This window comes from Micromonospora phaseoli (assembly GCF_900109115.1).
Lineage (GTDB): Bacteria > Actinomycetota > Actinomycetes > Mycobacteriales > Micromonosporaceae > Micromonospora > Micromonospora phaseoli.
Genome location: NZ_FNYV01000005.1, coordinates 122,796 through 149,023 on the forward strand (window position 1 = coordinate 122,796; position 26,228 = coordinate 149,023).

At 71.6% G+C, this 26,228-nt stretch carries 23 protein-coding genes, 1 tRNA gene and 1 pseudogene; 15 read left to right on the top strand and 10 right to left on the bottom strand.

The genetic code is table 11. The features are described from left to right. The first annotated feature begins 4 nt into the window (after window positions 1-4). The 6 genes and pseudogenes from BMY89_RS14795 to BMY89_RS31345 form a co-directional block, all read left to right on the top strand. Window positions 5-958, top strand: coding sequence for a UTP--glucose-1-phosphate uridylyltransferase (locus tag BMY89_RS14795; RefSeq protein WP_092380557.1), 954 nt, complete (start codon window positions 5-7; stop codon window positions 956-958). Next, entirely contained in the window at window positions 955-2,268 is a 1,314-nt protein-coding gene (locus tag BMY89_RS14800) for a molybdopterin molybdotransferase MoeA (protein WP_092380558.1), read from the top strand. Before BMY89_RS14795 ends, BMY89_RS14800 begins: the two co-directional genes overlap by 4 nt. A 31-nt stretch (window positions 2,269-2,299) precedes the next feature. Next, window positions 2,300-2,938 (top strand): GNAT family N-acetyltransferase, encoded by a 639-nt coding sequence (locus BMY89_RS14805; protein ID WP_092380559.1) that lies wholly within the window; start codon window positions 2,300-2,302, stop codon window positions 2,936-2,938. 178 nt (window positions 2,939-3,116) lie between these two features. Then, window positions 3,117-4,028, top strand: a complete 912-nt coding sequence (locus BMY89_RS14810; protein ID WP_175510372.1) for a hypothetical protein — start codon at window positions 3,117-3,119, stop codon at window positions 4,026-4,028. Window positions 4,029-4,235: 207 nt separating this feature from the next. Beyond that, a tRNA-Ala gene (locus BMY89_RS14815) sits at window positions 4,236-4,309 on the top strand. 582 nt (window positions 4,310-4,891) lie between these two features. Continuing rightward, window positions 4,892-5,074, top strand: a pseudogene (locus BMY89_RS31345) (beta-L-arabinofuranosidase domain-containing protein); the annotation flags it as partial. A gap of 34 nt (window positions 5,075-5,108) precedes the next feature. Here the strand turns inward: BMY89_RS31345 and BMY89_RS14825 are convergent. Beyond that, window positions 5,109-6,266, bottom strand: a complete 1,158-nt coding sequence (locus BMY89_RS14825; RefSeq protein ID WP_092380561.1) for a glutathione-independent formaldehyde dehydrogenase — start codon at window positions 6,264-6,266, stop codon at window positions 5,109-5,111. A gap of 135 nt (window positions 6,267-6,401) precedes the next feature. Further along, window positions 6,402-6,638: a helix-turn-helix domain-containing protein gene (locus tag BMY89_RS14830; protein ID WP_232521342.1), complete on the bottom strand. Its 237-nt coding sequence runs from the start codon at window positions 6,636-6,638 to the stop codon at window positions 6,402-6,404. A gap of 303 nt (window positions 6,639-6,941) precedes the next feature. On the opposite strand from BMY89_RS14830, the gene BMY89_RS14835 reads away from it, so the two are divergent. The 5 genes from BMY89_RS14835 (at window position 6,942) to BMY89_RS14855 (ending at window position 12,461) form a co-directional block, all read left to right on the top strand. Beyond that, window positions 6,942-8,390 carry a family 43 glycosylhydrolase gene (locus tag BMY89_RS14835; protein WP_092380562.1) on the top strand — a complete coding sequence of 483 codons (1,449 nt, stop codon included), beginning with the start codon at window positions 6,942-6,944 and terminating at the stop codon, window positions 8,388-8,390. Window positions 8,391-8,450: 60 nt separating this feature from the next. After that, a complete protein-coding gene (locus tag BMY89_RS14840; RefSeq protein ID WP_092380563.1) occupies window positions 8,451-8,846 on the top strand; it encodes a hypothetical protein in 396 nt (131 codons plus the stop codon). Continuing rightward, window positions 8,846-11,269, top strand: a complete 2,424-nt coding sequence (locus BMY89_RS14845) for a DUF4132 domain-containing protein (RefSeq protein WP_092380564.1) — start codon at window positions 8,846-8,848, stop codon at window positions 11,267-11,269. Before BMY89_RS14840 ends, BMY89_RS14845 begins: the two co-directional genes overlap by 1 nt. A 48-nt stretch (window positions 11,270-11,317) precedes the next feature. After that, on the top strand, window positions 11,318-11,743 hold the full coding sequence (locus BMY89_RS14850; RefSeq protein WP_092380565.1) for a DUF6153 family protein: 426 nt from the start codon (window positions 11,318-11,320) through the stop codon (window positions 11,741-11,743). Between the two features lie 82 nt (window positions 11,744-11,825). Further along, entirely contained in the window at window positions 11,826-12,461 is a 636-nt protein-coding gene (locus BMY89_RS14855) for a DUF305 domain-containing protein (RefSeq protein ID WP_092380566.1), read from the top strand. A gap of 206 nt (window positions 12,462-12,667) precedes the next feature. Here BMY89_RS14855 and BMY89_RS14860 read toward each other — a convergent pair whose 3' ends face one another. The 4 genes from BMY89_RS14860 to BMY89_RS14875 all read right to left on the bottom strand — a co-directional run bounded on the left by BMY89_RS14860 (window position 12,668) and on the right by BMY89_RS14875 (window position 16,373). Beyond that, window positions 12,668-13,471, bottom strand: coding sequence for a peptidase (locus tag BMY89_RS14860; RefSeq protein ID WP_092380824.1), 804 nt, complete (start codon window positions 13,469-13,471; stop codon window positions 12,668-12,670). A 2-nt stretch (window positions 13,472-13,473) separates the two neighbouring features. After that, window positions 13,474-14,775, bottom strand: coding sequence for a VWA domain-containing protein (locus tag BMY89_RS14865; RefSeq protein ID WP_092380823.1), 1,302 nt, complete (start codon window positions 14,773-14,775; stop codon window positions 13,474-13,476). Window positions 14,776-14,918: 143 nt separating this feature from the next. Beyond that, window positions 14,919-15,521, bottom strand: coding sequence for a DUF3558 domain-containing protein (locus BMY89_RS14870; protein ID WP_139217952.1), 603 nt, complete (start codon window positions 15,519-15,521; stop codon window positions 14,919-14,921). 195 nt (window positions 15,522-15,716) lie between these two features. Then, a complete protein-coding gene (locus BMY89_RS14875; RefSeq protein WP_092380568.1) occupies window positions 15,717-16,373 on the bottom strand; it encodes a 4'-phosphopantetheinyl transferase family protein in 657 nt (218 codons plus the stop codon). Between the two features lie 232 nt (window positions 16,374-16,605). Between BMY89_RS14875 and BMY89_RS14880 the strand changes: the two genes are divergently transcribed. Then, window positions 16,606-16,911 (top strand): hypothetical protein, encoded by a 306-nt coding sequence (locus BMY89_RS14880; RefSeq protein WP_232521343.1) that lies wholly within the window; start codon window positions 16,606-16,608, stop codon window positions 16,909-16,911. 390 nt (window positions 16,912-17,301) lie between these two features. Here BMY89_RS14880 and BMY89_RS14885 read toward each other — a convergent pair whose 3' ends face one another. Beyond that, window positions 17,302-18,993 (bottom strand): dolichyl-phosphate-mannose--protein mannosyltransferase, encoded by a 1,692-nt coding sequence (locus BMY89_RS14885; protein ID WP_092380570.1) that lies wholly within the window; start codon window positions 18,991-18,993, stop codon window positions 17,302-17,304. A gap of 66 nt (window positions 18,994-19,059) precedes the next feature. Here BMY89_RS14885 and rsmI point away from each other — a divergent pair, with 66 nt between their 5' ends. After that, entirely contained in the window at window positions 19,060-19,929 is an 870-nt protein-coding gene (rsmI, locus tag BMY89_RS14890; protein ID WP_372433285.1) for a 16S rRNA (cytidine(1402)-2'-O)-methyltransferase, read from the top strand. Window positions 19,930-19,943: 14 nt separating this feature from the next. Here the strand turns inward: rsmI and BMY89_RS14895 are convergent, their stop codons facing one another. Beyond that, window positions 19,944-20,864: a hypothetical protein gene (locus BMY89_RS14895; protein WP_232521344.1), complete on the bottom strand. Its 921-nt coding sequence runs from the start codon at window positions 20,862-20,864 to the stop codon at window positions 19,944-19,946. A 159-nt stretch (window positions 20,865-21,023) separates the two neighbouring features. On the opposite strand from BMY89_RS14895, the gene metG reads away from it, so the two are divergent. Further along, a complete protein-coding gene (metG, locus tag BMY89_RS14900) occupies window positions 21,024-22,826 on the top strand; it encodes a methionine--tRNA ligase (RefSeq protein ID WP_092380572.1) in 1,803 nt (600 codons plus the stop codon). A 183-nt stretch (window positions 22,827-23,009) separates the two neighbouring features. Here metG and BMY89_RS14905 read toward each other — a convergent pair whose 3' ends face one another. Together BMY89_RS14905 and BMY89_RS14910 are read right to left on the bottom strand one after the other, a co-directional pair. After that, on the bottom strand, window positions 23,010-23,867 hold the full coding sequence (locus tag BMY89_RS14905; protein WP_092380573.1) for an alpha/beta fold hydrolase: 858 nt from the start codon (window positions 23,865-23,867) through the stop codon (window positions 23,010-23,012). An 85-nt stretch (window positions 23,868-23,952) separates the two neighbouring features. After that, window positions 23,953-25,200 carry a hypothetical protein gene (locus BMY89_RS14910; RefSeq protein ID WP_092380574.1) on the bottom strand — a complete coding sequence of 416 codons (1,248 nt, stop codon included), beginning with the start codon at window positions 25,198-25,200 and terminating at the stop codon, window positions 23,953-23,955. A 115-nt stretch (window positions 25,201-25,315) separates the two neighbouring features. Between BMY89_RS14910 and BMY89_RS14915 the strand changes: the two genes are divergently transcribed. Further along, window positions 25,316-26,206, top strand: coding sequence for a TatD family hydrolase (locus BMY89_RS14915; RefSeq protein WP_092380575.1), 891 nt, complete (start codon window positions 25,316-25,318; stop codon window positions 26,204-26,206). Window positions 26,207-26,228: the final 22 nt, after the last annotated feature.

The window sequence follows — 26,228 nt, forward strand, 5'->3', positions numbered from 1 at the left end:
CGGCATGTCGGAGCACTCAGCGAACCCCTCAGCGGCCGCCGCCACCGGTCGTCCCCGTGCCGTCAAGGCTGTCATCCCGGCCGCCGGCCTGGCCACCCGGTTCCTGCCGGCCACCAAGGCGGTCCCCAAGGAGCTGCTGCCGGTCGTGGATCGGCCGGTGTTGCAGTACATCGTCGAGGAGGCCGCCCAGGCCGGCATCGGCGACGTACTGCTGATCACCGGCCGGGGCAAGACGTCGATGGTGGACCACTTCGACCGCCGCCCTGACCTGGAGGAACGGCTCGCGGAGAAGCCTGACCTGCTCGCCGAGGTCAAGCGGACCGAGGAGCTGGCGGCCATCTACACCTGCCGGCAGCCGGAGCAACTGGGCCTCGGTCACGCCGTCGGGTACGCCGAGTCGCACGTCGGTGACCAGCCCTTCGCGGTGCTGCTCGGCGACGAGTTCGTCAACCTCTCCGAGCCGCTGCTGCCGGCGATGCTGGAGCTGCAGGCGCGTACCGGCGGGGTGGTGCTCGCCTTCTTCGAGGTGGACGCGGCCGAGACGAAGCGCTACGGGATCGCCTCGGTGGAGCCGGCGGAGTCCGAGCTGACCGACATCGGCGAGGTCGTGAAGGTGACCGGCATGGTGGAGAAGCCGAAGCCGGAGGAGGCGCCGAGCAACCTCGCCGTGCTCGGCCGGTACGTGCTGCCCGGCAAGATCTTCGACGCCATCCGCCGTACCGAGCCCGGTAGCGGCGGGGAGATCCAGCTGACCGACGCGATGGAGTTGCTGCGTACCGAGGGCACCCCGGTACACGCGATCGTGTACCGGGGCATCCGCTACGACACCGGCATGCCGCTGGGCTACCTGCAGACCGTCGTCCAGATCGCCGCCGAGCGTGAGGACCTGGGCGGCGAGTTCCGTAAGTGGCTGGCCGAGTTCGTCAACTCCGACGCGTCGGGCGGTCCGAATACATGACAGCGACGGCCGACGCCGAGGCGGCCGAAAACGGGTTGACGCCGCTCGCCGACTACCTGGGCAGTGTGCTGCGCAGGTTGCGCGCGCTGCCTCCACTCGACCTCGACCTCACCCAGGCGTACGGCAACGTCCTCGCCGAGGATGTCGTCGCGCCGCACTCGTTCCCGGCCTTCGACCAGGCGGCCGTCGACGGGTACGCCGCGCGCTGGGAGGACATCGCGGGCGGTGGCCGGGGCGCGGGATACGTCCCGGCCCAGTCCGGCGGGCCGGGTGGCCGCACCGTACGGCTCAACGTCGTCGGTGACCTCGGCGCGGCGAGCTGGCGGCCGGTCCGGCTCACCCCGGGCTCGTGCTTCTCGGCCGCCGCCGGGGCGCCGCTGCCGATCGGCGCGGACGTGGTCGTCCCGGTGGAGTGGACCGACCAGGGCATGGCGGCGGTGGAGATCTTCCGTGTCCCGAAGCGGGGGTACGGGTTACGCCGCACTGGTGAGGAGGTGACCGGCGGTGCCCTGCTGGCCCGCTCCGGCACCTATGTCTCGCCGGCGCTGGTCGCGGTACTCGCCGCCACCGGGATCGGCCACGTGGTGGTGCGGCCCAGCCCCCGGGTGGTCATCGTGGCCACCGGGGACGAACTGGTCGACGTGGGCCGCGGCAGTCAGCCCGGCCAGGTGGTCGACGCCAACTCGCACGCGCTGACCGCCGCGGCGGCGGAGGCGGGCGCGCTCGCGTACCGGGTGGGCATCTGCGACGACGATCCGGAAGGGCTGCGCGGGCTGCTGGAGGACCAGACCCTGAACGCCGACCTGATCATCACGACCGGCGGCACCGGCACCGGTCCGGGCGACATGGTCCGCCGCATCCTGTCCCGCCGGGAGGGCAGCCGGGCCGGTCCGGTCACCTTCACCGATGTGGCCCTCTATCCCGGCACCGCCCTCGGGTTCGGCACCGTCGGCGCCGAGGAGGTGCCGGTGGTCTGCCTGCCCGGCGACCCGGGGGCCGCGATGATCGGTTTCGAGGTACTGGCTCGCCCCGCGATCAACCTGCTGGCCGGCGCCGAGCCGGTGTTCCGCCCGAGCGTGCGGGCACACCTGCTGGAGACCGTCTCCTCCCCGGCCGGGCTGCGGGAGTTCCGGCCCGCGCACGTCGCCGAGCGACGCGGCGGGGGTTACACTGTCCAACCGCTCAACGGCGGCCCGTTCACCCTCTCCGGCCTGGCAGAGGCGAATGGACTTCTCGTTCTCGGTGAGCGAGTGACGGCCGCTGCCGCCGGCTCCACCGTGGACGTGCTGCTGCTCGATCGTCGACGGTGAGCCGTCGGTGATGCTCGGGAGTGGAGGTTAGGTGTTCCGACGGGCACCCGGCTGGCCGGCGGTGCACTCCGACGGCCCGGTGCTGCTACGGCCCTACCGGCGTTCCGACGCGGTGGCCTGGTCCGAGGTGCGTCGCGCCAACCGGGACTGGCTGGCCCCCTGGGAGTCGTCGATCCCCGGTGACTGGGACGACCTGAACTCGCCGGCCACCTTCCGCTGGATGTACCGCGACCAGCGACGCTCTGCGCGTACCGGCGAGGGGATGCCGTTCGCGGTCTGCCTCTACGACGGCGGCGAGGAACGGCTGGTCGGCCACATCAACGTGGGCAACATCGTGCGGCGGGCATTCTGCTCCGGGTACATCGGGTACTGGGTGGACCGCCGGGTTGCCGGCCGTGGGGTGATCCCCACCGCGCTGGCGCTCGTCGTCGACCACGCCTTCGGCCCCGGCGGGCTGCACCGCATCGAGATCAACATTCGTCCGGAGAACCGGGCGTCGCGCCGGGTGGTGGAGAAGCTGGGCTTCCGCGAGGAGGCGTACCACGCTCGCTACATGCACATCGACGGCGCCTGGCGCGACCACATCGGATACGCGATGACCAGCGAGGAGATCGCCGCCGAGGGCGGCCTGCTGGCCCGCTGGCAGCGGCTGCGCGCCCGTACGCCGTGAGGCGTCCCACGTGCGGGATCGGCGCGGCGCGGCGGTTCCGGCGAGGGTGACCCGTAACCTCAGGTAACTGCAAGCTGCGGCAGGCGCTGCCCGCTCCGCACGATTCACGTCGCCGACGTCGATCGGTGAAAGATCCTGCGGCCGGTCGGAGCTTGCTCCGAATTCGGTGACGGGAGGGGTGAGGGTGCCGACCTCGGTGCTCCTCGCCGTCCTCGCCGCCGCCGGTCTGCTCGCCCTCGCTCCGGCGCTGGTCCGCCGGTACGACGCCGCCGAGCGGCTGGTGGCGGAGCGGGCGCAGACGACGGCGCGGGTGCTCCAGCGCCGCCGCCGACGCCGCACTGTCCCGGGCCGGCGGCCGGTCAACCCGTCCCGCGCCCTGGTGGTCACCCTCAGCGAGGATGCCGCCTCGGGTGCCCTCGCCGCCCCGGTCTCCGGCCCACCCGCGATGCGTCGCACCGTCCCACCCGTGCCTCGCGGCTCAGCCGGCGAATCCGATGGGGGGCCGCGCCCGCGCCGTGCCGGTGAGCGTGACGACGGCTCCCGGCAGGTCGGCGAACGGTCGGCGCGCCGCTCCGGTCGGCCGAGCCGACTGCGCGCCGTACCGGCGGGCCGACCCCGCCGTCGCCCCGACCGGCGTCGCCACCACACCCCGGCGATCTACCGCCGCCGCCGGGTGCTCGCCGCGCTGGTGCTGCTCAACGCCGTCGAGTTGGTCGGTGTGCTGGTCGTCGGCCCCGGCTTCTGGATCAGCTTCGCGGTCACCGCCACCCTGCTGATCGTGTACGTCGTACACCTGCGCGCCCGCGCGGTGGCCGACCGCCGGCGACGCCGGGCCCTGGCTCGCGAGGCCGCGTGGCTGGCCGCCCGCCAGGCCGAGGTACGCCGGGAGCAGGCCCGCCGTGCCGCGGCCCGGCGGGAGGCGCAGCGCCGGCTGGCCGCCCAGCGGGAGTCCGTCCGGCGCAACGCGATGGGCCTGGACCGCCCGGCCGACCTGCCGCAGGCGGCCAACGGCGGCTCAGTGTCCTACCGCCGTGCCGGCGGCCTGCGTGGCCGCCCCTACGAAGCCGGCCCCGGCTCCCACAGCGCCTGACGTCGCCCTACCTACTCAGGACGAGGCGGCAGTTTCGGGGAAGTTGCTGCCTCGGGGGCACTCGGAGGCAGCAGCTTCGGTGAAGTTGTGTGGATCTTGCGTGAGTGGTGAGCGGGGCGGTTCGCGGCGGGGGCAGCCGACCTGTTAGCCTTGTCGCCGGCCCGCCCGGTGAAAGCCGGGTGGGACCGATGCCGGTCAGCCGGCGGAGGGGCTGTGGCGCAGACTGGTAGCGCACCTCGTTCGCATCGAGGGGGTCAGGGGTTCAAATCCCCTCAGCTCCACAGAATTAAGGCCCTGACCAGCGGAAGCGCCGGTCAGGGCCTTAAGTTTGTCTATGCGACTTTGAATCACTGACCAAAAACCCCCACAAACGCGTGGGTGCGGTCACGTTCGGCGGCGGTTGGGTCTGTCCGCGTTGCGGGCTGTTCCGCACGCACCACCCCGGGTCGGCATTGACCCTGAACATCATACGAATTGCCTTGACTGTCATCAATGTGGTCGCGGTGACGCGCCCCCAGCCCTGGTGAGGATCAAGATGAAACCGATCCAACCCATGACAGGCTCGGCATCGATCGCCGTACCCTACTTGCGGGCGGCCGGTGTCATCCCGGCGGGCGCCCTGCCGGGGGCAGCCCGTGTCGGCGGCGCCGGAGAGCGCCGCCGCCGCTGTGTCCCCCGTCCGCCCGGACTTCGGCGTCTCGGCATTTCCGTTCGCGCTCGGTCAGGTACGACTCGCCACCGGCCGATGGCTCGACAACCAGAACCGACGCTCGCCTACCTGCGGTTCATCGACGCGGATCGGATGCTTTACACGTTTCGCACCAACGTCGGGCTGACCAGCTCCGCCCAGCCGGTGGAGGGGCTGGGAGGCCCCGAACATGGAGCCGCGCGGACACACGATGGGACACCTGCTGTCCGCGCTGGCGCAGGCGTACGTGATCACCGGCGACGCCACCTACAAGACCAGGGGTGGCTACCTGGTCAACGCGCTGGCGGCCTGCCGGGCGGCGTCACCGAGCCGGGGTTACAGCACCGGCTACCTCGGGTGCCGCCCCCGCGCGTCATGGGGTCAGGCAGTGGTCAGCGTCCGCCGTCCGGGTGCAGCACCACCTTGGTCCAGCCGTCAGCGCGGACATCGAAGTTCCGATACCCCTCCGGTGCCTGGTCCAGCTTCAGCTCGTGCGACACCAGGAAAGAGGGATCGGCCTTGTGGTTCGCGATGAGGTTCATCAGCTGCCGGTTGTAGTTCTTCACGTTGCACTGACCGGTGCCCATGCTCTGCCCCTTGAACCAGAACATGCCGTAGTCGAACGGCGCCTTCCCCTGTTTCTGCAGCGGGTCTGGGGATCCTGGGTCCTTGGGGATGAACACGCCGACCACGCCGATCGTGCCGCCGAACCGCACGGAGTGCACGAGGTTGTTCAGGGTCAGCGCCGACTTCTCCTGGCCACTCGGGTCGTGTGCCTGGTGACCGACGGCCTCGCAGCCGCGGTCCGCGCCCATCCCGCCGGTCTGCTCCAGGATCTGCTCCACCGGCGACCCCTTGGAATCGTCGATGGGAATGGCGCCGATCTGTTCCGCCAAGCGCAGCCGGTCCGGATGCCGGTCGACCACCATGACCTTGTTGGCACCCTTGATGATCGCGGAGTACGCGGCCAGCAACCCGACCGGTCCGGCACCATAAACTGCCACGCTGTCGCCCGGCCGCACGCAGGCGAGCTCGGTCGCGTGCCAGCCGGTGGGAAAGATGTCCGAGAGCATCACGTAGTCCTTCTGCCTGCTCATGTCCCGGGCGTCCGGCGGCAGGACCAGGCAGTTGAAGTCGGCCCACGGCACCCGCAGCAACTCGGCCTGACCGCCCGCATACGGACCCATGTCGGCGTAGCCGTAGGCGGCACCGGCCATGCCGGGCGCCGGGTTGGCCACCAGACAGTACGCGGTGAGGCCCTGGTTGCAGTTGGCGCAGGCGCCGCAGGAGACGTTGAACGGCAGGCAGACCATGTCGCCCACCTTGACCAGGTCGACTCCGTCGCCGACCTCGATGACCTCACCCATGTTCTCGTGCCCGAGCACCATGCCCGGCTGCAGATCCGTGCGCCCGTCATACATGTGCAGGTCGGACCCGCAGATGTTCGTCGTCGTGATGCGTACCAGGGCGTCCGTCGGTCGTTCGATCCTGGCGTCCGGCACCTCCTTGACGCTGACCGTCCGTGGCCCGTCGTACACGACTGCCTTCATTCATTGCCCCCCGCGTGAAGATTTCGTCCCTACCGCGGCTCCAAGACCGCCTGGCAGTCACATTCTCGCAATCCGCTTCGCCCCCCACGTCATGATTCGCACTATTGTGCGTTGGTCCGCGCCACCTGCTCAGGACTATCCCGGGCGGCGTGCGCCTACTCCGGCCTCGTACAGCTCGCACATCGCCTTGATCTCGATGTCACGAAACTTCACGCGAGGGTCGCCGGCTTCGATGCGGTGGATGGTTGCGGGGCTGCGCTGGAGGAGTGCGGCGGCCTTCTCCTGGCTCATCCCGGTCTCTTTGCGGAGGGCGGCGGCCATCTTGCGGCCGATCCTTCGCCTCAAAAGGGTCGATCCGTCCGTGTCGGACACGGAGCCTCATATCACCACTCTGCCATCGGAGCGGTCTCCGCACCCCACCGGCGGCTCTACCTCCGCCTCGACTACACCGCCGGACCCCCATCAGCCTGCCCACTGCCGGCCCGGCCATCTGGCGGATGTGGCGGCGCACCCCGGCGGTCGATGCGTTACGGCCAGGATTCAGATAGATGTCAATCTCTTGACGGCTGGTGATTGTTAACGCTATCAATGAGGTAGCGGGCACGGCGGGCGCGGTCGGATGAGACCGTGCCCGTTCCGGATGATCGGCTCGCCCCCTGGCGAAAGGCGACCGCGATGACGCGTCCGCAGCTCACCTACCGCAGCTGGGCGACGGCGCTCGCCGCCCTGGTCACGGCGGCGGCCACCGCCCTGATCGGGCCGGCCGCCCCGGCGCAGGCCGCCGCCGTCACCTTCACCAATCCGCTGGCCGAGCAGCGCGCCGACCCGCACGTCTACCGGCACACCGACGGGTACTACTACCTCACCGCCACGGTGCCCGAATACGACCGCATCGTGCTGCGCCGCGCCACCACCCTCCAGGGGCTCGCCACCGCGACCGAGCGGGTGATCTGGCGCCGGCACGGCAGCGGCGAGATGGGCGCGCACATCTGGGCCCCGGAGATCCACTTCATCGACGGTCGGTGGTACGTCTACTTCGCCGCCGGGCGGACCGAGGACATCTGGGCCATCCGGCCGTACGTGCTGGAGAGCAGCGCCGCGAACCCGCTCGACGGGCCATGGGTGGAACGTGGCCAGCTCCAGCCGGCCCGCAGCAGCTTCTCGCTCGACGCGACCACCTTCGTCCACAACGGAGTGCGCTACCTGGCCTGGGCCGAGTACGCCGGCAGCAACTCGAACATCTACCTGGCCCGCGCGGTCAACCCGTGGACGTACACCGGCACCCCGGCCCTGATCGCCACCCCCACGTACGCCTGGGAGACCCGGGGTTACCGGGTGAACGAGGGACCGGCGGTGCTGATCCGCAACGGCCGGGTCTTCATGACCTACTCGGCGAGCGCCACCGACGCCAGCTACGCCGTCGGTCTGCTCACCGCCGCAGCCGGCAGCGACCTGCTCAACCCGGCGTCCTGGAGCAAGCGCGCCACGCCGGTGCTGGCCAGCGACGGCCGCACCGGCCAGTGGGGGCCCGGCCACAACTCGTTCACCGTCGCCGAGGACGGCAGCGACGTGATCGTCTACCACTCCCGCAACTACGAGCGGTACCTCGGCAACGGCTACGACCCGCTCAGCGATCCGAACCGGCGTACCCGGATCCAGCGGGTCTACTGGAACGCCGACGGCACGCCGAACTTCGGCGTACCGGTGCCGGACGGTCTCACCCCGGTCCGGCTGCGCTCGCACGACCTGCCGGACCGCTACCTGCGGCACTGGGAGTTCCGGGCCCGGCTGGAACCGAACGTCACCAACCTGGCCGACTCGCAGTTCCGGATCGTGGCCGGGCTGTCGAACGCCTCGGCCATCTCGCTGGAGTCGACCAACTATCCCGGCTACTACCTGCGGCACCGCAACCACCAGGTCTGGGTGGAGCGCAGCGACGGCTCGGCCCTGTTCCGGCAGGACGCCACGTTCACCCGCCGGGCCGGGCTGGCCGACGCGACGAAGGTGTCGCTGGAGTCGGTCAACTTCCCCGGCCAGTACGTCCGCCACCGCGACGGGCTGCTCTACCTGGAAGCTGTGCCGGACGCGGCCGGGCGGGCGTCGGCGACCTTCGCCCTGGACTAGGCCGCCGGTCGGCATGCGCCAGCGTCAGCGTGTCGGGGGGCGTACCTAGACTCCTGCGGCATGGCGACCGTGACCTTTGTAGACGAGAGCACGGCCGGTGCTCGTACCCCCGGGTGGGCCCTGCAGATCTTCGAGGAGCGGCTGACGCTGCGCGAGCTGATCCGGCGGCGGATCCACCAGGAGGTGGCCGAGCACAACGCCGCCAACGCAGGTCCCCGCCGGCTCCTGGTGCAGCCCAGCCCGACCGAGCGGGCGCTCAACGGTGACCCGGCCCAGCGCACCGCCCGCCGGGTCGATCCGGAGCGGCAGTTCGCCCTCGCCGAGGAGGCGTTCGGCCGCAACGGCTTCGTGGTGCTGGTCGGCGACCGGCAGGTCGAGGAGTTGGACGACGAGGTCGACCTGCGCCGCGACACCGAGGTCACCTTCCTCAAGCTCGTCGCGCTGGTCGGTGGCTGATGACCACCATCACCGACCCCACCTGGCACGTCACCCGGACCCGCGCCCTGGTCGCCGAGAACGACCTGACTGCCCTGGCCGGCCACCTCTACACGCACGCCCGGCTGTGCCGGGACAACCCGGAGGTACGCGCCGCGCTGCGCCCGCTGTCCCGTCCGGACGTGGCCAGGCTGGTCCAGGCCATGGTCGCGGTCCATCGCAGGGACCGGAGTCGGAAGTGGGCGACGCTGGAGCTGATCGGGCAGTTGGCCCGCCGGCTCCCCGCCGACCTGACACCGGAGCAACTCCAGGATCTCGCGGCCTACGCCGTCGAGGAGCCGTACTCGCTGTCACCGACGGCGCTGGAGACCGTGGCGCGGGGGATGATCGCCGCCGGTCCGCTCCCCGCCGAACTGGTGGCGGTGTTGGTCGACCGCTCCGACGAGAGTCAACGGCTGCGGCAGCTGATGGTCGAACTGTCCGGCCCGCAACTCGACCCGGCAGACCCGTGGGCCCGGCAGATGCTCACCGAGCTGCCCACCCTCGACCCGGCCTGGCAGCGGTTGGTCGGCCACGCCAGCACCGCCGCCATGGCCCGGCCGACGGTCGGCTGGTCGACCGAGGCGTCCCGGCTGCTCACCGCGATCGACCCGGCCGAGACGAGGGAGGTCCTCGGTCGGTGGCTGGCCGCCGCTACCCGTACTCCGCACACGCCGCCGACCTCGGCCAACGCGGATCTGCTGCGTGGCCTGCTCTGGTTGGTCGAGCTGACCGGACCGACGCCGGAGCAGGTCCGCCGGATCGCCGGCCTGGTCGAGGCGATGCTGCGCCGGCTGCCCGGAATCGGGCCAGCCTGCCCGAAGGTGGCCAACGCCGCGGTCGGGGTGCTCGGGCGAATCGACGGCGAGGCGGCGCTGGCGCAGCTTGCCCGGCTGTCGGCCCGGGTCACCTACAAGGGCACCGGCAACGAGATCGACAAGGCGCTCGACGCCCGTGCTGCGGCGCTCGGCATCGGCCGGGACGAGATCGAGGAGTTGGCCGTCCCGGACTACGGTCTGACCGGGGTGGGCCGGCACGAGGTGACCCTCGGCGGCTGCCGGGCCGAGCTGCTGATCGACTCCACCAGCGCCACCCTGGCCTGGCACAACGAGTCCGGCCGGCAGGTGAAGAGTCCACCGGCGGCGGTACGCCGGGATCACCCGGCCCAACTGGCCGAGCTGAAGGGCCTCGCCAAGGAGGTCACCGGCATGCTGGCGGCCCAGACGGCCCGGCTGGACCGGCTCTTCCTGGCCCAGCGGCACTGGACCCTCACCGGGTGGCGGCAGCGTTACCTGGACCATCCGTTGGTCGGCGCGCTGGCCCGCCGGCTGATCTGGCTGATCGGCGGGGTGCCCTGCGGTTGGGCGGACGGCTCGCTACGCACCCTGGACGACACTCCGGTGATCGCCCGCGACGACGCCGAGGTGCGGATCTGGCATCCGATCGGCCGGCCGGTGCCGGAGGTCGTCGGTTGGCGGGAGTGGTTGGAGCGGCACCAGATCGTCCAGCCGTTCAAGCAGGCTCACCGGGAGGTCTACCTGCTCACGCCGGCCGAGGAGACCACCGGCACCTACTCCAACCGGTTTGCCGGGCACATCCTGCGTCAACATCAGTACCACGCACTGGCCGCGATCCGGGGCTGGACCGACCGACTCCGGTTGATGGTCGACGACTCCTACCCGCCGACCGCTCGCGAGCTGCCCAGGTGGGGCCTGCGCGCCGAGTACTGGGTGGAGGGCATCGGCGACGACTGGGGCGCGGACACCACCGAGAGCGGGTCGTACCTGCGGCTCGTCACCGACCAGGTGCGCTTCTATCCGATCGCGGCCGCGCAGAACACCTCGCACGCCTCCGGCGGCGGCTACACGTCGGAGCGGTGGACGGGCACCGTGCCGGCCGACCCGCTGCCGCTGGATCAGGTTCCGCCGCTGGTGCTCAGCGAGGTCATGCGGGACGTGGACCTGTTCGTCGGGGTGTCCAGCGTCGGCAACGACCCGACCTGGTCGGATGGGGGACCGCAGGGCCGGTACCGGGACTACTGGGCGTCGTACAGCTTCGGGGAGCTTTCGGTGACCGCCGAGACCCGGCGGGACCTGCTGACCCGGCTGCTGCCCCGGCTGGCGGTGGGGCGCCACGCCCGCATCGACGGCCGGTTCCTGGTGGTCGACGGCGACCTGCGCACGTACCGGATCCACCTTGGGTCGGGCAACATCCTGATGAGCCCGAACGACGAGTACCTCTGCATCGTGCCGGACCGTGCCGCGGGCCGGACGGGTGAGCAGCAGTTCCTGCCGTTCGAGGGGGACGGCATGCTCGCCGTCATTCTCAGCAAGGCGATGCTGCTGGCCAACGACACCAAGATCACCGACCCCTCGATCACGCAGCAGATCAAGCCCGGCGGCTAGCGCCGGGTTCGGTGCGAGTGATGGTCGGCCGGACGATACCGTGACTGAGTGCGAGGCGAAGCGGCCACCACCGGGCGACGGCTCCGGTTCGTGCTGCTTGTGTGCACCCTGTTCGGGCTGGCCGCGATGCACAGCCTGGGCCACGACCCCATCCTGGGCACGGCCGGGCACGGCAGCCACGCCGCGCCGGCCACGCCCGCTCTTGCCGACGGATGCCACGTCGAGCGGTGTATCGAACAGGCCGCCCCGGCCTCCGAGGAACCGGGGCACGGCCACGCCACGGGCTGGGCCGTCTGCATGGCGATCCTCACCGGCTTCGCCCTCGCCGTCGTGCTTGCCGCCCATTTCCTTCGCCGTACCCGAAGCCTGCGGCCACGGGGTCGTAGTCACACCCGGGCAGTGGGCGGTCGGGCGCCGCCGACGGCCACCACGATCGGCCTCACCACGGCCTCGGCATCGGTGCTGCGGATATAGGAGCGACCAGCGCGTACCCCGGACGGGGCGACCGCGCCGACGAGTCCTGCCTGTTCACCGATCTTGAAAGGCCCTTTCGATCATGAATCGCACCTACCTGCGCCGGACCCTCCAGCTCGGCGTGAGCCTCGCCGTCGCTGTCGGTCTCGCCGCCTGCGGCTCCGACCACGGTGCCGCCCACGACGCGCCCGGCACTTCGTCCGCCAGCGCGTTCAGCGGGGAATCCGCCGCCAGCAACGCGACCGACGTGATGTTCGCCCAGATGATGATTCCGCACCACCAGCAGGCGGTGGAGATGTCCGACCTGGCCGCCACCCGGGCCTCCGACCCGCAGGTGGAGCAGCTCGCCGTGCAGATCAAGGACGCCCAGGCGCCGGAGATCACCCAGCTGCGGCACTGGCTGACGCAGTGGGGAGCGCCGATGCCTGGCGCAGACGGCGACGGCCACGGGACGATCCACAGTACGCCTGAGATGGACCACGAGATGCCGGGCATGATGTCCGACGCCGACATGGCCAAGCTCGCGGCTGCCTCCGGGACGGAGTTCGACCGACAGTTCCTCACCATGATGATCGCCCACCACGAAGGGGCCATCACGATGGGCGAGGAGGAGGCCGCTGAGGGCGCCAATCCGGAAGCCAGAGCGTTGGCGCAGCGCATCATCACCACCCAGCGGGCCGAGATCGACACCATGAAGAAGATCCTGGACCGACTCTGACCCGCGACGGTGCCCAGGCGCTTCGGCGCCTGGGCACCGCACCCGCACCACCGGCAGAAAGAGAGCCGTTCCGTACGCCACCACGCGGGTCGGATTCGCCGGCTGGCCGACGGCGCCCACCCGGTCGCGCCCTGCCGGGGGCCACCGGCAGGGCGCGACCGGGCACCTTGGTCGCGCCCTGCCGGTGGGCTCACCTGGTGCTGGAATTACCCGGCAACTCGCCTGGTGGAGGGGCGGCGGGTCAGGGCGAAGCCGACCACGCCGGCCACGGCGGCCAGTACGCCACCGGCGGTGGTCCAGATCCAGCGGGAGCCGGCCTCGGGCAGCCAGCCGGTGAGGCTGAGGTTCCAGCCGCTCTCCTCCTCCGCCTCCGGCGCGACCGTCGGCTCGGTGTCCAGCACCGTGCCGGCGTTGGCCGGCGGCACCAGTGCGGCCTCCAGCCTGCCGTCGTCAGACGACGTGTCGGCGTCACCGGTGGTGGAGACCAACAGGTCCACGTCGATCGGCAGGCCGAGGTCGGGCTCCGGTATCTCGACCACCGTCAGCCGCACGTAGTACGTGCCGGGCAGCGGATCGGCGGACCACGGTTCGGCCCACGGGCGGACCCGCCGCAGGGTGCAGCCGATCGCCACGCTGCGCGCCGAGGCGTCGGCGGTCGGCGTCTGCGCGCCGGCCGTGCATGCCTGCCGGCGGCGCAGCCCGTCGAAGACCTCGACCGTCCAGGTGGACCGGCCGCTGCGGTTCTGGGCGAGGGCGACCGTCGCGGTGATCTCGTGGATCTCGCCAGCGGCGGCCGGGAACGCCCAGTAGAGGTATTCGCCGGTCGACGCGCTGACCCGGACGGGCTGGCCGGCGGCGAGTGGGGTGGCGCCCAGGAACGTGGTGCCGGCCTTGGTGACGGTGGTGGCACCGGGGGAGGGGGTCGGGGTGGGCGCGGCCAGCGCTGTGGCCGGGGCCAGGGCGACGCCGGCGGCCAGCAGTGCGGCGGCGGTTGCCGAGAGGGTACGCATCTTCAGTTCCTCCAGGTGGCTACCCACCAGCGGGTGAGCAGGCCGGTGACGAGCCCGGTGAGCAGGCCGGCCAGGGTCAGCAGGAGCAGCAGCACCCAGCCTCGACCCAGGTCCGGGCCGTCCGGTGCGGGTGAGGCGGCGACCACGTCGACGGTCAGCTCGACCGGCATGCCCGGGTCGGCCGCGGTGCCGGCTGCGGGCGAGAACATGTTGCTGACCACGAGACAGACGGTGGTGACGGCCGAGGTCGAGCTGGCCGTCGGAGTTGGGGTGGCGTCCTCGTCGCGCTCGGCGTCGTCGCTGTCCTCGGTGGCCGACCAGCGTAGGCCGGCGGATACGACGTCGGTGCGTCCACTGCCGGCGTCCACCCCTCGGACGAGCTCCCGACCGTCGGCGGCGGTGGCGCGCAGCAGTACGCCGTGGTCGGGTTTGATCGGCCGGTCGAGCGCCATGCTGACCGAGGCGCGTAGCTCCTGTCCCGGCCGGACCGGCACCCGGTACCAGCGGTGCTCGGAGAAGCTCTCCCGGTCGGTGTAGACGCCGGGGGCGAGCAGCGGCGCGTCCTGGCAGGCGTCGGTCCCGTCGACCTTCGCTGGCGTGGTCGTGTAGGTGTCGCGGGCCCGCTCCACCAGTTGCTTCAGTCGGTCGGTGAGGTCCTCGGCGCTCTGCGCCGCGGTGTAGGTCCCGCCGGTGGCGGCGGCGATGCAGAGCAGCTGCCGGCGTACCTTCTCGTCTGGGGCGAGGCCGAGCGTGTCGACCACCAGCGTGGTGCCCTGGGCGGCCAGTTCCCGCGCCACCTGGCACGGGTCCGGCGGGGCGCAGGTGTCCTCGCCGTCGGTGATCAGCACGATCCGCCGGGCGGTGGCACCGGCGCCCAGGTCCCTGGCCGCCTCGCGCAGGGCGAGTCCCACCGGGGTGAACCCGGTCGGGCGCAGCGTGGCGACGGCCGCCTTCGCCTTCGCCCGGTCGACCGCGCCGACCGGCACGATCTGCTGGGTGTCGAGGCAGCCCTGCTTCTTGTCCTTGCCCTGGTAGGTGGCGCCGAGCACCCGGATGCCCAGCTGTGTCTCGTCGGGTAGGGCGTCCACCACCTCGCCGAACGCCTGCTGCGCGACCGAGATCCGGCTGCGCCCGTCGATGTCTGTGGCCCGCATCGAGCCGCTGACGTCCAGCACCAGCTGGACGCGGGGTGGCTCCGCGATGGGTTCTGCCTTGTCGTCGGCGGATGCCGGCACCGGGCCGGCCAGGGTGGTCGCCGCCAGCAGCCCGAGCAGGACGGCTGACGACCATCTCTTGTTGATCACCGGGCGGAGTGTAGCGATGTCCACTCCGGACAGAGACTCCGGCCGGAGACCACGCGCCCGCCGTCTGGATCAAGGCTCAGACCCGGCCGGATCAAGGTTCAGAACCAGCCGGGTCATCGTCCGGAGACCGTCCGGGCCGAGGCTCAGAGCCGGTCGGCGACCTGACGGGCGACGGCCTCCAGCCCCTGCCGGTTCTCGGCCGGGTCGTTGAGCCGGACCAGCCGGACCGAGACCCACTGGCCGCCCTTGTGGACGTAGACGACCCGGTCCTCGGCGTAGGCCTCGTCCCCGACACCCGGCAGCTCGCGCAGCTCGTGGCCGAGGTTGCGGTTGACGTCGAGGATCTTCTTCGCCCCGGCGCCGACGAATACCTCCACCTGCGCGGTCGGCCCGGACGGTGGCGCGGTGTAGGTGCAGGTCGCCTTGACCTTCCGGGGCTCGTTGAGGGTGGTGCCGGCCAGCTGTTCGGCCTCCTGCCGCGAGACCAGGGAGCAGGGATCGACGACGGCCGGAGCGGCTGCCGCGCTGGTGGGTGTGTCGACTGCGGTCCCGCCGCCGTCGGCCAGCGGGTCGCCGTCGGCCAGCGGGTCGCTGGCTGCGGTTGGCTCGCCCGCCGGCTGCCCGGTCGGGGACGGGGTGGAGTCGCCGCCGCAGCCGGTGACCGCGAACAGGGCGACGGCCAACCAGGTCAGGGTCAATGAGCGGATGGAACGCGCGGGTGCCGCTGCGGTACGAGGTCCTGCCATGACCAGCCCTTCCGGTGGGTGTGGGTCGGTGACAGGCGGCGGCCGGACAAGCTCGCCACCAATTTCGATAGACAGTAGTTCATTTCCAATACTGCTGTCTAGTGAATAGACCTGCGGGCAGGCGACAGCGACGGCTGCGGCGATGTCAACGGTGGTGTCGGCAGTGGTGCGATGAGCGACGTCAGCCCGGGGGCGTCACCGGGCGGGGAGCGTGGCAGCGGTGCGTACGAGGTCGTCGTCGACAGCGAAGCGGCCGGTGACCAGCGACGGCGGTTGGGTGGCCGAGGCGGCGGCGACCCGGGCCGTCGAGATCCGTGCGGTGAAGGTCCTGGCGTCGGGGTCGACGTGCACCAGCGCGTCGTGGAAGTCCAGCCAACCGCCGACGATCGGGTGCCAGATCTTGTAGACGGTCTCCTTCGCGCTGAAGATCACTGCCGGCCAGGAGATGCCCGGCGGCAACCGTGCGCACCACTCGTCCTCCTCGGGCAGGCAGATCAGGCGACGTACCCCCGCGCTCAGCTCCTTGTGCCGCTCGGCGTCCATCCCTACCGCACGGATCTCGCTGCTGCGGGCCACGGCGGCGGCGCAGTAGTCGCGGGTGTGCGTGATGGTGCCGACCATCCCCGCCGGCCAGACCGGCGACCGGTCGGCGGCGGCCGGTACGGCGACCGGGGACAGGCCGAGCGCGGCCATGGCGCGCCGGGCGCAGACCCGACCGGCGGTGAAGTCGCGCCGGCGGCTCTGGACCGCCCGCTCGCCGAGGCAGGCCGCCTCTGCGGCGTGCAACTGCCCGGACCAGTCGCCCGGCTCGGCCACGGCCACCGCGACGGCGGGCGGAAGCAGGTCACGCACCTTCCGCTCCGTGGTAGTGCTTTCGGCCAGCGGTACCGGTACCGTCGACCGGCGACGATGGATGCGCTGGGTTGATGCCCTGCCTACAGCGGGTCGCGGTGACCATGGTTGGTCAACGTACCGCAACGGCGTAACACCGTGGCGTCCCAGGGCGCTATAGCTGCGCACGAGGCATGTAGGGACCGGCGGCGGGTGCCCACCCGCCGCCCAGTTGGAGGCGGAAGGGAGCGCGATGACGGGTGTTGCGGATCGCTCGGGTGTCACGATGGTCGAGGCGGGCGGAACCGCGCCGCAGGCGCAGGTCGGCGAGCACGCCCCGCTGACCCCCGACTGGACGTGTGGCACCTGCGGCGCGCTCTGGCCCTGCGAGCCGAAACAGGACCGACTGCTGACCGAGTACGGCGCGGATCGGGCGATGCTCAGCGTCTACCTGGGTGCCTGCCTGGCTGCCGCGGCCGCCGATCTGCACGCCAGCGGATCGACCTCGTTGCAGGACCGGTTCTTCGGCTGGCTGCCGCGCCGATCAAAGCGGTTCTGATCGCCCCGGCCACCCGCTGTCCTGTTCGGACTTGCGTTCGAGCCGGATCGATGCAAGGGCTGCTCGCGTCGCTGGAAGAAACGATTCAGCTCGGCGGCGGGTGGATGTCTTGGCGCAGCGTAGAGTCCGCAGAAGATCACGCAGGGGTGACGGTGTGCGCGGATCCCCGCCAGTTTGCGCCTGCGTCGGAAATCTGACTTGCGCCGCCCCGTTGTGCCGCTGGTCGCGGGTAGTTAAGCTGCTGATGCGCGCCCCAATCGCCCGCTTCCCCCGTGGCAGGCGATCGGGGCGCGCCCTATTTTTCACCAACACGAACGTCGTCCACGGAAAGGGCCCGCACGCTCCAAGCGTGCGGGCCCTTTCCGTGCAGCGGAGATCAGTCTCGTCGGCTCAGATCCAACGACCGTCCAACCACATCCGTCCAGACCAGTCCTCGTACGGCAGCACCTGACCCACGAAGATCGGATAGAAGTACGCGAAGCAGAGGACGACCAGCACCACGTACGCTCCCGCGATCACCCCACCGACCAGCCGTCGGTCCTGGCTCGCCTCCTCGTCGGCGCCGCCCACCGGTCGGGTGCCACTCAGCCCCGCCGGAGAGGCGATGGCACCGAGCACGTAGACCACCGCGAGCACGAGGAACGGCAGCGTGGGGGCGGCGTAGAAGGAGAACATCGTCCGGCCGTCGAGGGCGAACCAGAACCAGGGCAACAGGCCCGCCGCCGCGCTGAGCAGGATCGTGCCGGCCCGCCAGTCGCGTCGCGCCAGACCGAGCCACACCAGCGCCACCAGCGCGGGCAGGAACGACCACCACAGCAGCGGGGTACCCAGCAGCAGCACCTCCTCGGCGCAGCTCGCCGCACCGCAGGGGCCGTCGCCGGTCCAGTGGAACGCCACCGGTCGACCCAGCAGCAACCACTGCCAGGGCCACGACTGGTACTTGTGCGCATCGTCGAGCTGGCTGTGGAAGCCCAGCGCGGCCTGGTGGTACTGCACCAGGTTCCACAGCGGGCCGATGATCGGCGTGTCGCTGAGCCCGGCGTCCGGGTACCGCTCGGCGAGCCGGTAGTAGCCCTCCTGGCTGAACAGCCAACCGGACCACGTCGCCACGTAGGTCACCGCCATCAGCAGGCCGGCGAGCACCATCCAGGGCACCCCGTCGAGCAGGGTGTCCCGCCACGGCCGGCGTACCCCGGCCGAGCGGCGGGCGCCGACGTCCCAGAGGAACATCAGCAGCGCGAAGACGGGGACGAAGAACAGCGCGCTCCACTTGACCGCGAACGCGCAGCCGAGCAGCACCCCGGTCGCCAGCCGCCACCAGGGCCAGTTCCGCCAGCCGGTCGGCGGACGGCCGGCACGCCCTCGGGCGGTCGGATCCAACCCCGCCTCCAGTGCCCGGGCCCAGCGCCGCCGGGTCGCGTCCCGGTCGAGCACCAGCGCACCGAAGGCGGCCAGCACGAAGAAGAGCAGGAACAAGTCCAGCAGTGCGGTGCGGGAGAGCACCAGGTGGAAGCCGTCGACCGCGAGCAGCAGGCCGGCGGCGCAACCGAGCACGGTCGACTGGAACATCCGGCGGCCGATGCGGACCAGCAGCAGCACGGAGAGGGTGCCGAACAGCGCCGCCGAGAAACGCCAGCCGAACTCGGGCGAGGTGGTGAAGAGGTGGCCGGGCACGGAGATGCCGTGCTCGGCGTCGGCGTAGCCGAAGGCCCACTCGCCGAAGCCGATCAGCCATTTGCCGAGCGGCGGGTGGACCACGTACGACGGGCCACCGTCCTTGTAGTTCCACTCCACGCCCTTGTCGATCAGGCCCCAGGCGTCCCGGGCGTAGTAGACCTCGTCGAAGATCTTGCCGGGCGGATGGCTGAGGTTGGCGAAGCGGAGAACCGCCGCGATTGCCACCACCACGGCTGTGGCAAGCCACGAGCGATCGTCCAGCCCCGCCTCGATGGTGGCCAGCCGACGTCGGATCGCCGCCGGCACGCCACCGCCTGTCGGTTCGGTGGAGGTGGCCGTGGTCGCCGGCTGGTCCGGCGGCGGCTGGTCCGGGCCCGCGCTCTGTGCTGTCGACGCACTCGTCACCCGGCGATCGTAGGCTGCGGAGGGGGTTGGTGGCGTCTGTCGTCCCCGATTTCGGAACGGTCATCGATGAAGGAGTGCGTACTTGTGGGTGAAATGTCCGAAATGGGTCGCCTGGTGTTGCTCGGCGCGCCGCTCGGCAACCCCGCCGACGCCTCCACCCGACTGGGCGAGGTGCTCGCCACCGCCGACGTGGTCGCCGCCGAGGACACCCGCCGGCTGAGCCGGCTCGCCCGGGACCTCGACGTCACGATCCCCGGGCGGATCGTCTCCTACTTCGAGGGCAACGAGGAGCGGCGTACCCCGGAACTGGTCGAGGTGCTGACCGCTGGGTACCTCGTCGCGCTGGTCACCGACGGCGGCATGCCCAGCGTCTCCGACCCCGGCTACCGGCTGGTCCGCGCGGCCCTGGACGCCGGGATCCCGGTCACCGCGGCACCCGGGCCCAGCGCCGTCACCACCGCCCTCGCCCTGTCCGGCCTGCCCTGCGACCGGTTCTGCTTCGAAGGGTTCCTGCCGCGCAGCCCCGGCGCCCGTCGGGCCCGGCTACGCGCGCTGGCCGCCGAGGAGCGGACCCTGGTCCTCTTCGAGGCACCACACCGGGTAGCCGCCGCACTGACCGACCTGGCCGACGCGTTCGGTGCCGAACGGCCCGCCGCCCTCTGCCGCGAGCTGACCAAGACGTACGAGGAGGTGCTGCGCCGCCCGCTGGGCGACCTGGCCCGGTGGGCTGCCGACGGCGACCCGCGCGGTGAGATCACCCTCGTGGTGGCCGGCGCCCCCGCGGCGCCCCCGTCCCGCCCGGACGACGACGCGCTGCGCGCACTCGTGGCGGAGCGGGAGGCGGCCGGCCGAACCCGCCGGGACGCGATCACCGACGTCGCGACCGCCCACGGGCTGCGCCGCCGCGACGTGTACACCGTCGTGCACCAGCAGTAGGGTCCCCGGAGCAGTCACCAGGCGGCGACGAGGAAGCCGAGAGCGATCAGCAACGGGCCGGCGAGCGAGGCGGTGACCGCCCAGCGTCGGGTGCCCGGTTCGGGCAGTCGGGTGGCGCCGGTCCAGCGGGCGATGCCCACCCCGCAGCCGAGCACCGTCAGCAGGCCGAGCAGCCAACGCAGCTGGGCGCCCACCCCGTGGTCGACGTACGCGACCTCGCCGTCGGGACCGGTCACCCGGGCGGGCAGCGCCGTGCCGGCCGCCGTTCGATCCCCGGGCACCCCGCTGACCCGTACGCCGTGGGTCCGGAACTCCCCGTCGGTCGCGGTGAAGATGCCCCGACAGTGCTGGGCGAGGCCGTCACCGGTGCACCCGCTCAGGATCACCGTGCCCGGGCTGGCGTGCCCTACCGCGAGCCAGAACGGGCCGGCACTCACCCAGGCGAAGAAGGCCGCCGCGAGGCTCAACCCGACCAGTGCGGCCAGCCCTGCCAGCGGATCCGGCGGATGGACGGCCCGCTCCCGGCGGCGGCGTACCGGCCAGAGGCGACGCCACCACGGGATGCCGGGCGCATCCTGCCGCACCGGCGTTCCGTCCCAGTGCACCTCCTCGATCGGGGCCCAGAACGTCTCCTCGTCCGGCGTACCGTCGACGCAGGGCCGACCCCGGCGGCCCCGGCGGCCCGCCGACCGGAGCGGGACCCGGCGCGGCAGCGTGTCCGCCGGCGCCCCGGTGGTCGCCTCCACCTCGACGCCAGTGCGCTCCAGTTCGACGGTGGCCGGGTCGGCTCGGCCGGGTCCGACCGGCATCCCGCCGTCCGGCACCGCCGGCATCGTGCGGGGATGCGGTGCCACCGCCTGGGTACGCGCCGGCCCGGTCGGTTCCGGTCGGATGTCGAGGGGAGGGCTGTCCTCGTGGTCTCGGCTGCCAGTCACGCGCTTCATTGGACACCGGCGGGGGTGGCTGACCGGGCAGCTCAGGCAGCGTGTCGGCGACAAATCGGACTATCGGTCGGGCGGAATTGGGCCGCTGGGCCCAACGGGGAGCGCTATTGATTCGCGGTCGCTCCCGACGGGTCACTAGGCTTTCTGCCCATGAGTCACGTTCTCGCGGCAGTGGCCTGGCCGTACGCCAACGGCCCGCGCCACATCGGCCACGTCTCCGGTTTCGGCGTTCCCTCCGACGTCTTCGCCCGATACATGCGGATGGCCGGCCACGACGTGCTCATGGTCTCCGGCACCGACGAGCACGGCACGCCGATCCAGGTGCAGGCCGACGCCGAGGGGCTGACCCCGCGTGAGCTGGCCGACCGCTACAACCGGGTGATCGTGGAGGACCTGCACGGTCTCGGCCTCTCCTACGACCTGTTCACCCGGACCACCACCCGTAACCACTACGCGGTCGTGCAGGAGCTGTTCGAGGGGATGTACCGCAACGGCTACATCGTGCCGAAGACCACGATGGGTGCCATCTCGCCGTCGACCGGCCGGACGCTGCCCGACCGGTACATCGAAGGCACCTGCCCGATCTGCGGCTACGACAGCGCCCGCGGCGACCAGTGCGACAACTGCGGCAACCAGCTCGACCCGATCGACCTGATCAACCCCCGGTCGAAGATCAACGGGGAGACGCCGAAGTTCGTCGAGACCGAGCACTTCTTCCTCGACCTGCCGGCGCTCGCCGACGTGCTGCGGCAGTGGCTCGACACCCGGGACGGCTGGCGCCCCAACGTGCTGCGGTTCTCCAAGAATCTGTTGGACGACCTCCAGCCCCGGGCCATCACCCGTGACCTGGAGTGGGGGGTGCCGATCCCGCTCGACGGCTGGCGCGAGCGCGCCGACAAGCGGATCTACGTCTGGTTCGACGCCGTCATCGGCTACCTCTCCGCGTCCGTCGAGTGGGCCCGCCGCTCCGGAGACCCCGAGGCGTGGCGAAAGTGGTGGTCCACCGATGGTGAGGGGAAGGACTCGCAGTCCTACTACTTCATGGGCAAGGACAACATCGTCTTCCACTCGGTGATCTGGCCCGCCCTGCTCGCCGGCTACTCCGGTGAGGGCAGCCACGATGGTGAGCCGGGCCAGCTCGGGCGGCTCAACCTGCCCACCGAGGTGGTCTCCAGCGAGTTCCTGACCATGGAGGGGCGCAAGTTCTCCTCCTCCCGCCGGGTGGTCATCTACGTCCGGGACTTCCTCGAACGCTACGACGCGGACGCACTGCGTTACTTCATCGCGGTGGCCGGCCCGGAGAACAACGACACCGACTTCACCTGGGCCGAGTTCCTCCGCCGCAACAACGACGAACTGGTCGCCGGCTGGGGCAACCTGGTCAACCGATCCATCTCGCTGGCGGCGAAGAACTTCGGCGCGGTGCCGCCGGTCGGCCCGGACGGGCTCACCGAAGCCGACGAGGCGCTGCTCGCTGCCGGCCGCGCCGGCTTCACCACCGTCGGTGAGCTGATCGCTCGGCACCGGCAGAAGCAGGCCATCGGCGAGGCGATGAAGGTGGCCGCCGAAGCCAACAAGTACCTCTCCGATCAGGCCCCGTGGAAGCTCAAGGCCGAGGCCGACAAGCCCCGGATGGGCACCATCCTGCACGTCGCCCTACAGGTGGTCAGCGACATCAACACGCTGCTCACCCCGTTCCTGCCGCACTCCGCGCAGAAGGTCCACGAGCTGCTCGGCGGCACCGGGGTGCACGCACCGATGCCGGTCGTCGAGGAGGTCGCCGACCTCGACGGTGGCCCGGCGTACCCGGTGCTGACCGGGGACTACACGCAGGGCGTGCGCTGGGAGTCGGTACCCCTGGAGATCGGCCGGCCGCTGGCGGTGCCCAAGCCGGTCTTCCGCAAGCTCGACCCGTCGATCGTCGACGAGGAGCTGGCCCGGCTCGACGGCTGACCGTGACGCCGCACCTCGTCGCCGGCCGGCGCCGTGGCCGGCGGGCACCGCGGGCCACGCGCACTGCGGGCGCCGCAGGCGACGGGTGCGGCCCCGGGAAAGGGGTCGCACCCGTCGGGTGTTCCCGCCGCGGTTGACGCGGAGCCGATCACCCGTCCGCACCAGCGGTCACGCCGGCTCGACTCAGGCCCGGGCCTTGGCCATGGACGGCGAGCCGATGAACTCCATGATCGCCTGGTTGACCTCGTTGGCGTTGGTCCACGGGGTGCCGTGCGGCGCGCCCTTGAGGGTGACCAGCCGGCTGTCGGAGAGCAGCGGCTGCAGCCGCTGACCCGTCTTCGGGTACGGCAGGACGTTGTCCTTGTCGCCCTGCACGATCAGCACCGGCACGTCGATCCGCGACACGTCGGCCCGGAAGTCGGTGCCCCAGGCGTCCACCGAGTTCAGCGTGGCGATCGCCGAGGCCCGCGCGCCGATCTCCCAGTGCGCCCGGTACGCCTCCTCGCTGACCAGCTTGCCCTTGTTCTCGCTGTAGTTGAAGAAGGCGTCGCAGAACTGGGTCAGGTAGGCGAACCGGTCCTGCACGATCGCCTGCTTGAACCCCTCGAAGACGCTCGCCTCCACGCCCTCCGGATTGTCCGGCGCCTGCCGCAGGTACGGCGCCAGCGGCGCCAGCAGCACCGCCCGGTCCACCCGCTCCGAGCCGTACGCGCCCAGGTAGCGGGTCACCTCACCGGTGCCCATCGAGTGACCGACCAGGATCGTGTTGCGCAGATCCAGCTCCGTCATCAGCACGTCGAGGTCGGCGGCGAAGGTGTCGTAGTCGTACCCGAACGTCGGCTGCGCCGAATTGCCGTAGCCGCGTCGGTCGTACGTGATCACCCGGTATCCGGCGTCGAGCAGCGGTCCGGAGACCTTCTCCCAGGTCGCCCCGTTGAACGGGAACCCGTGGATCAGCACGATCGGCTGACCCGACCCATGGTCCTCGTAGTACAGGTCGATGGGCGCGGAGTTCTCCGCGCCGACGGTGATGAAGGGCATCTCGTCCTCCTGTCAGGGTGGGAAACCGAGCCTTCCCCGGCGTACGGCCGATATTCCTGGCCGCGGCGCCACCGACCGGGCCAGGTCAGAGGAGGTACGGGTGGTCCACCACCTGGTCGTCGGTGACCTCACCGCCCGGAGCCCAGACCTCGTAGACGCCCCGTTCGTGGCACTGTGCGCCGGTGATGGCGACCGCGTCCGGATTCGGGTGGCGCAACCGCAGCCGCAGCCAGCCCGCCTCCTCCCGCAGTACCAGGCACGGCACCTCCCGCCAGGCGGCCAGCCGCAACCGCCGGGTCACCGTGTCGACCGGGTACCGGGCGGCCCGGGTCAGCGCCAGCACCCGGAAACCGCCGGGCAGGTCGGCGACCGCCTCGTACTCGCCGCCCGCGTACGTGCCGACCAGCGTGGTCGATCGCGGTGCGTCCCCGATCGGCACGTACTCCTGGTCCGGCGACAGGCCGGGCACCGCGGCGAGCAGGTGCCGCCACTGCGGCCCGACCATTCGCAGCCAGCCGCGTTGCTCCGCCTGGTAGGCGTAGAGCACCACCTCCAGCCCGGTCGCCGGATACGCCAGCAGGGTGGCGTTCGCCGGCATCGGCAGGTCGGCGAGGTCCCGGGTGACGAATTCCGGGATCAACTGGTTGCTGCTCGGCGTGAATCCGGTGCCCAGCACCGCCGGCCCCAACCGGTCGCGGGCGCCCAGCGCGGCCAGCCCCCGGTACGCCGATCCCGCCGGCACGTCGTAGTCACCCGGGTCGGCGGCGCGCCACCGCAACGCGTACGTCACGTCCACGCCCTCCCGGCCACCCCCGCCGTCGGTGCGCAGCACGGTGGTGGCCGCCGGGGTACGCAGGTGCGCCACATCGTGCTCCCGATAGCAGAACCCGTGCGGCAGCCAGCCCCGCACGTATCCGGCGAGCTGACGGGCGGAGAGGATCTTCACCATCCGGGTACCGCGCCGCAGCACCGCCGACGCGCGGACCGTGGTGACCAGCGGATCGTCCGCGGCGGCCGGCTGCTGGGCGAGCCGGTGCACCTCCGTCCAGCCCCGCTCGCGATGCAGCGGCAGCAGCAGCGGCGCCTCCGGATCCTCGGCCTGATCGGTCGCCCCGAGCACGGTGGTGACCTCGGTGACGTGCACGAACCGCCGCCACGGCAGCGCCGAGTTCGGCCGGGGCATCCACTCGAACCCGGCCACCTCGTCGGCGCTGAACAACTCGTACGCCGCGCCGCGGGCGACCTCCTCGGCCGGGTAGACCGCCCCGCCGTACGCCACCCGCAGGCCGGTCCGCTCCTGCGCCGCGCTCTCGGCCCGGGGAGTGGTGCTCACGCTGTCACCTCGCTTCGCGCAGTCACCCGGCGACGGTAGGTGGGCCCGGCGTAGCCGAGGTGAACTGTGGGTGGCGGCCGGGTGGATTCGGCCGGTGTGTGATGCTGTCGAGGAGATGAGCGAGCCGACCAACCCCCGCCGCCAACGCGCGGCCCGCCGCGCCGGCGAGTTCCCGCCCGCGCCGGAGCCGCTGCCCCGCCCGGTGCTGGACAGCCACACCCACCTCGACATCACCCTCGGCGAGGTCGGCGTACCCGGTGGCAGCGCCGCCGCCGATCCGGTCGCGGCGGCCATCGACGTCGCCGCCGCCGTGGGCGTGGACCGGCTGGTGCAGGTCGGGGTGGACGTCGAGTCCTCCCGGTGGGGCGCCGAGGTGGCAACCAGACATCCGGCGGTGGTGGCCACGGTGGCGCTGCACCCCAACGAGGCACCCCGGCTGGCCGACCTCGACGCGGCCCTGCGCCAGATCGAGGCGCTGGCCGCCCAGGACCGGGTGCGCGGCATCGGCGAGACCGGAATGGACTTCTACCGCACGGGCGACGAGGGCCGCGCCGCGCAGGAGGAGAGCTTCCGCGCCCACATCGCCATCGCCAAGCGGTACGGCAGGACCCTGGTCGTCCACGACCGGGACGCGCACGCCGACGTGCTGCGCATCCTCGACGACGAGGGCGCGCCGGAGACGGTGGTGCTGCACTGCTTCTCCGGCGACGCCGAGTTCGCCCGCGAGTGCGTCCGCCGGGGCTATCTGCTCAGCTTCGCCGGCACCGTCACCTTCGCCAGCGCCGCGCCGCTGCGCGAGGCCGCCGCGCTGACCCCACTCGACCAGATCCTGGTGGAGACCGACGCGCCCTACCTCACGCCGGTCCCGCACCGGGGGCGCCCCAACGCGTCATATCTGATCCCGCTGACCGTCCGGGCCCTGGCTGCCACCACCGGCGCCGACCTCGACGACCTGTGCGCCGCGATCTCCACCACCGGCGAACGCGCCTTCGGCCCCTGGCACTGACCGCGGGCGACCGAGCTGTTAA

Excerpts from the sequence above, each read along its gene's own strand:
- BMY89_RS14795 (WP_092380557.1), top strand. The coding sequence starts at position 5 with ATGTCGGAGCACTCAGCGAACCCCTCAGCGGCCGCCGCCACCGGTCGT.
- BMY89_RS14800 (WP_092380558.1), top strand. The coding sequence starts at position 955 with ATGACAGCGACGGCCGACGCCGAGGCGGCCGAAAACGGGTTGACGCCG.
- BMY89_RS14825 (WP_092380561.1), bottom strand. The coding sequence starts at position 6,266 with ATGAAGGCAGTCGTGTACGACGGGCCACGGACGGTCAGCGTCAAGGAG.
- BMY89_RS14835 (WP_092380562.1), top strand. The coding sequence starts at position 6,942 with ATGACGCGTCCGCAGCTCACCTACCGCAGCTGGGCGACGGCGCTCGCC.
- BMY89_RS14840 (WP_092380563.1), top strand. The coding sequence starts at position 8,451 with ATGGCGACCGTGACCTTTGTAGACGAGAGCACGGCCGGTGCTCGTACC.
- BMY89_RS14845 (WP_092380564.1), top strand. The coding sequence starts at position 8,846 with ATGACCACCATCACCGACCCCACCTGGCACGTCACCCGGACCCGCGCC.
- BMY89_RS14855 (WP_092380566.1), top strand. The coding sequence starts at position 11,826 with ATGAATCGCACCTACCTGCGCCGGACCCTCCAGCTCGGCGTGAGCCTC.
- BMY89_RS14860 (WP_092380824.1), bottom strand. The coding sequence starts at position 13,471 with ATGCGTACCCTCTCGGCAACCGCCGCCGCACTGCTGGCCGCCGGCGTC.
- BMY89_RS14870 (WP_139217952.1), bottom strand. The coding sequence starts at position 15,521 with ATGGCAGGACCTCGTACCGCAGCGGCACCCGCGCGTTCCATCCGCTCA.
- BMY89_RS14880 (WP_232521343.1), top strand. The coding sequence starts at position 16,606 with ATGACGGGTGTTGCGGATCGCTCGGGTGTCACGATGGTCGAGGCGGGC.
- rsmI (WP_372433285.1), top strand. The coding sequence starts at position 19,060 with ATGAAGGAGTGCGTACTTGTGGGTGAAATGTCCGAAATGGGTCGCCTG.
- metG (WP_092380572.1), top strand. The coding sequence starts at position 21,024 with ATGAGTCACGTTCTCGCGGCAGTGGCCTGGCCGTACGCCAACGGCCCG.
- BMY89_RS14905 (WP_092380573.1), bottom strand. The coding sequence starts at position 23,867 with ATGCCCTTCATCACCGTCGGCGCGGAGAACTCCGCGCCCATCGACCTG.
- BMY89_RS14915 (WP_092380575.1), top strand. The coding sequence starts at position 25,316 with ATGAGCGAGCCGACCAACCCCCGCCGCCAACGCGCGGCCCGCCGCGCC.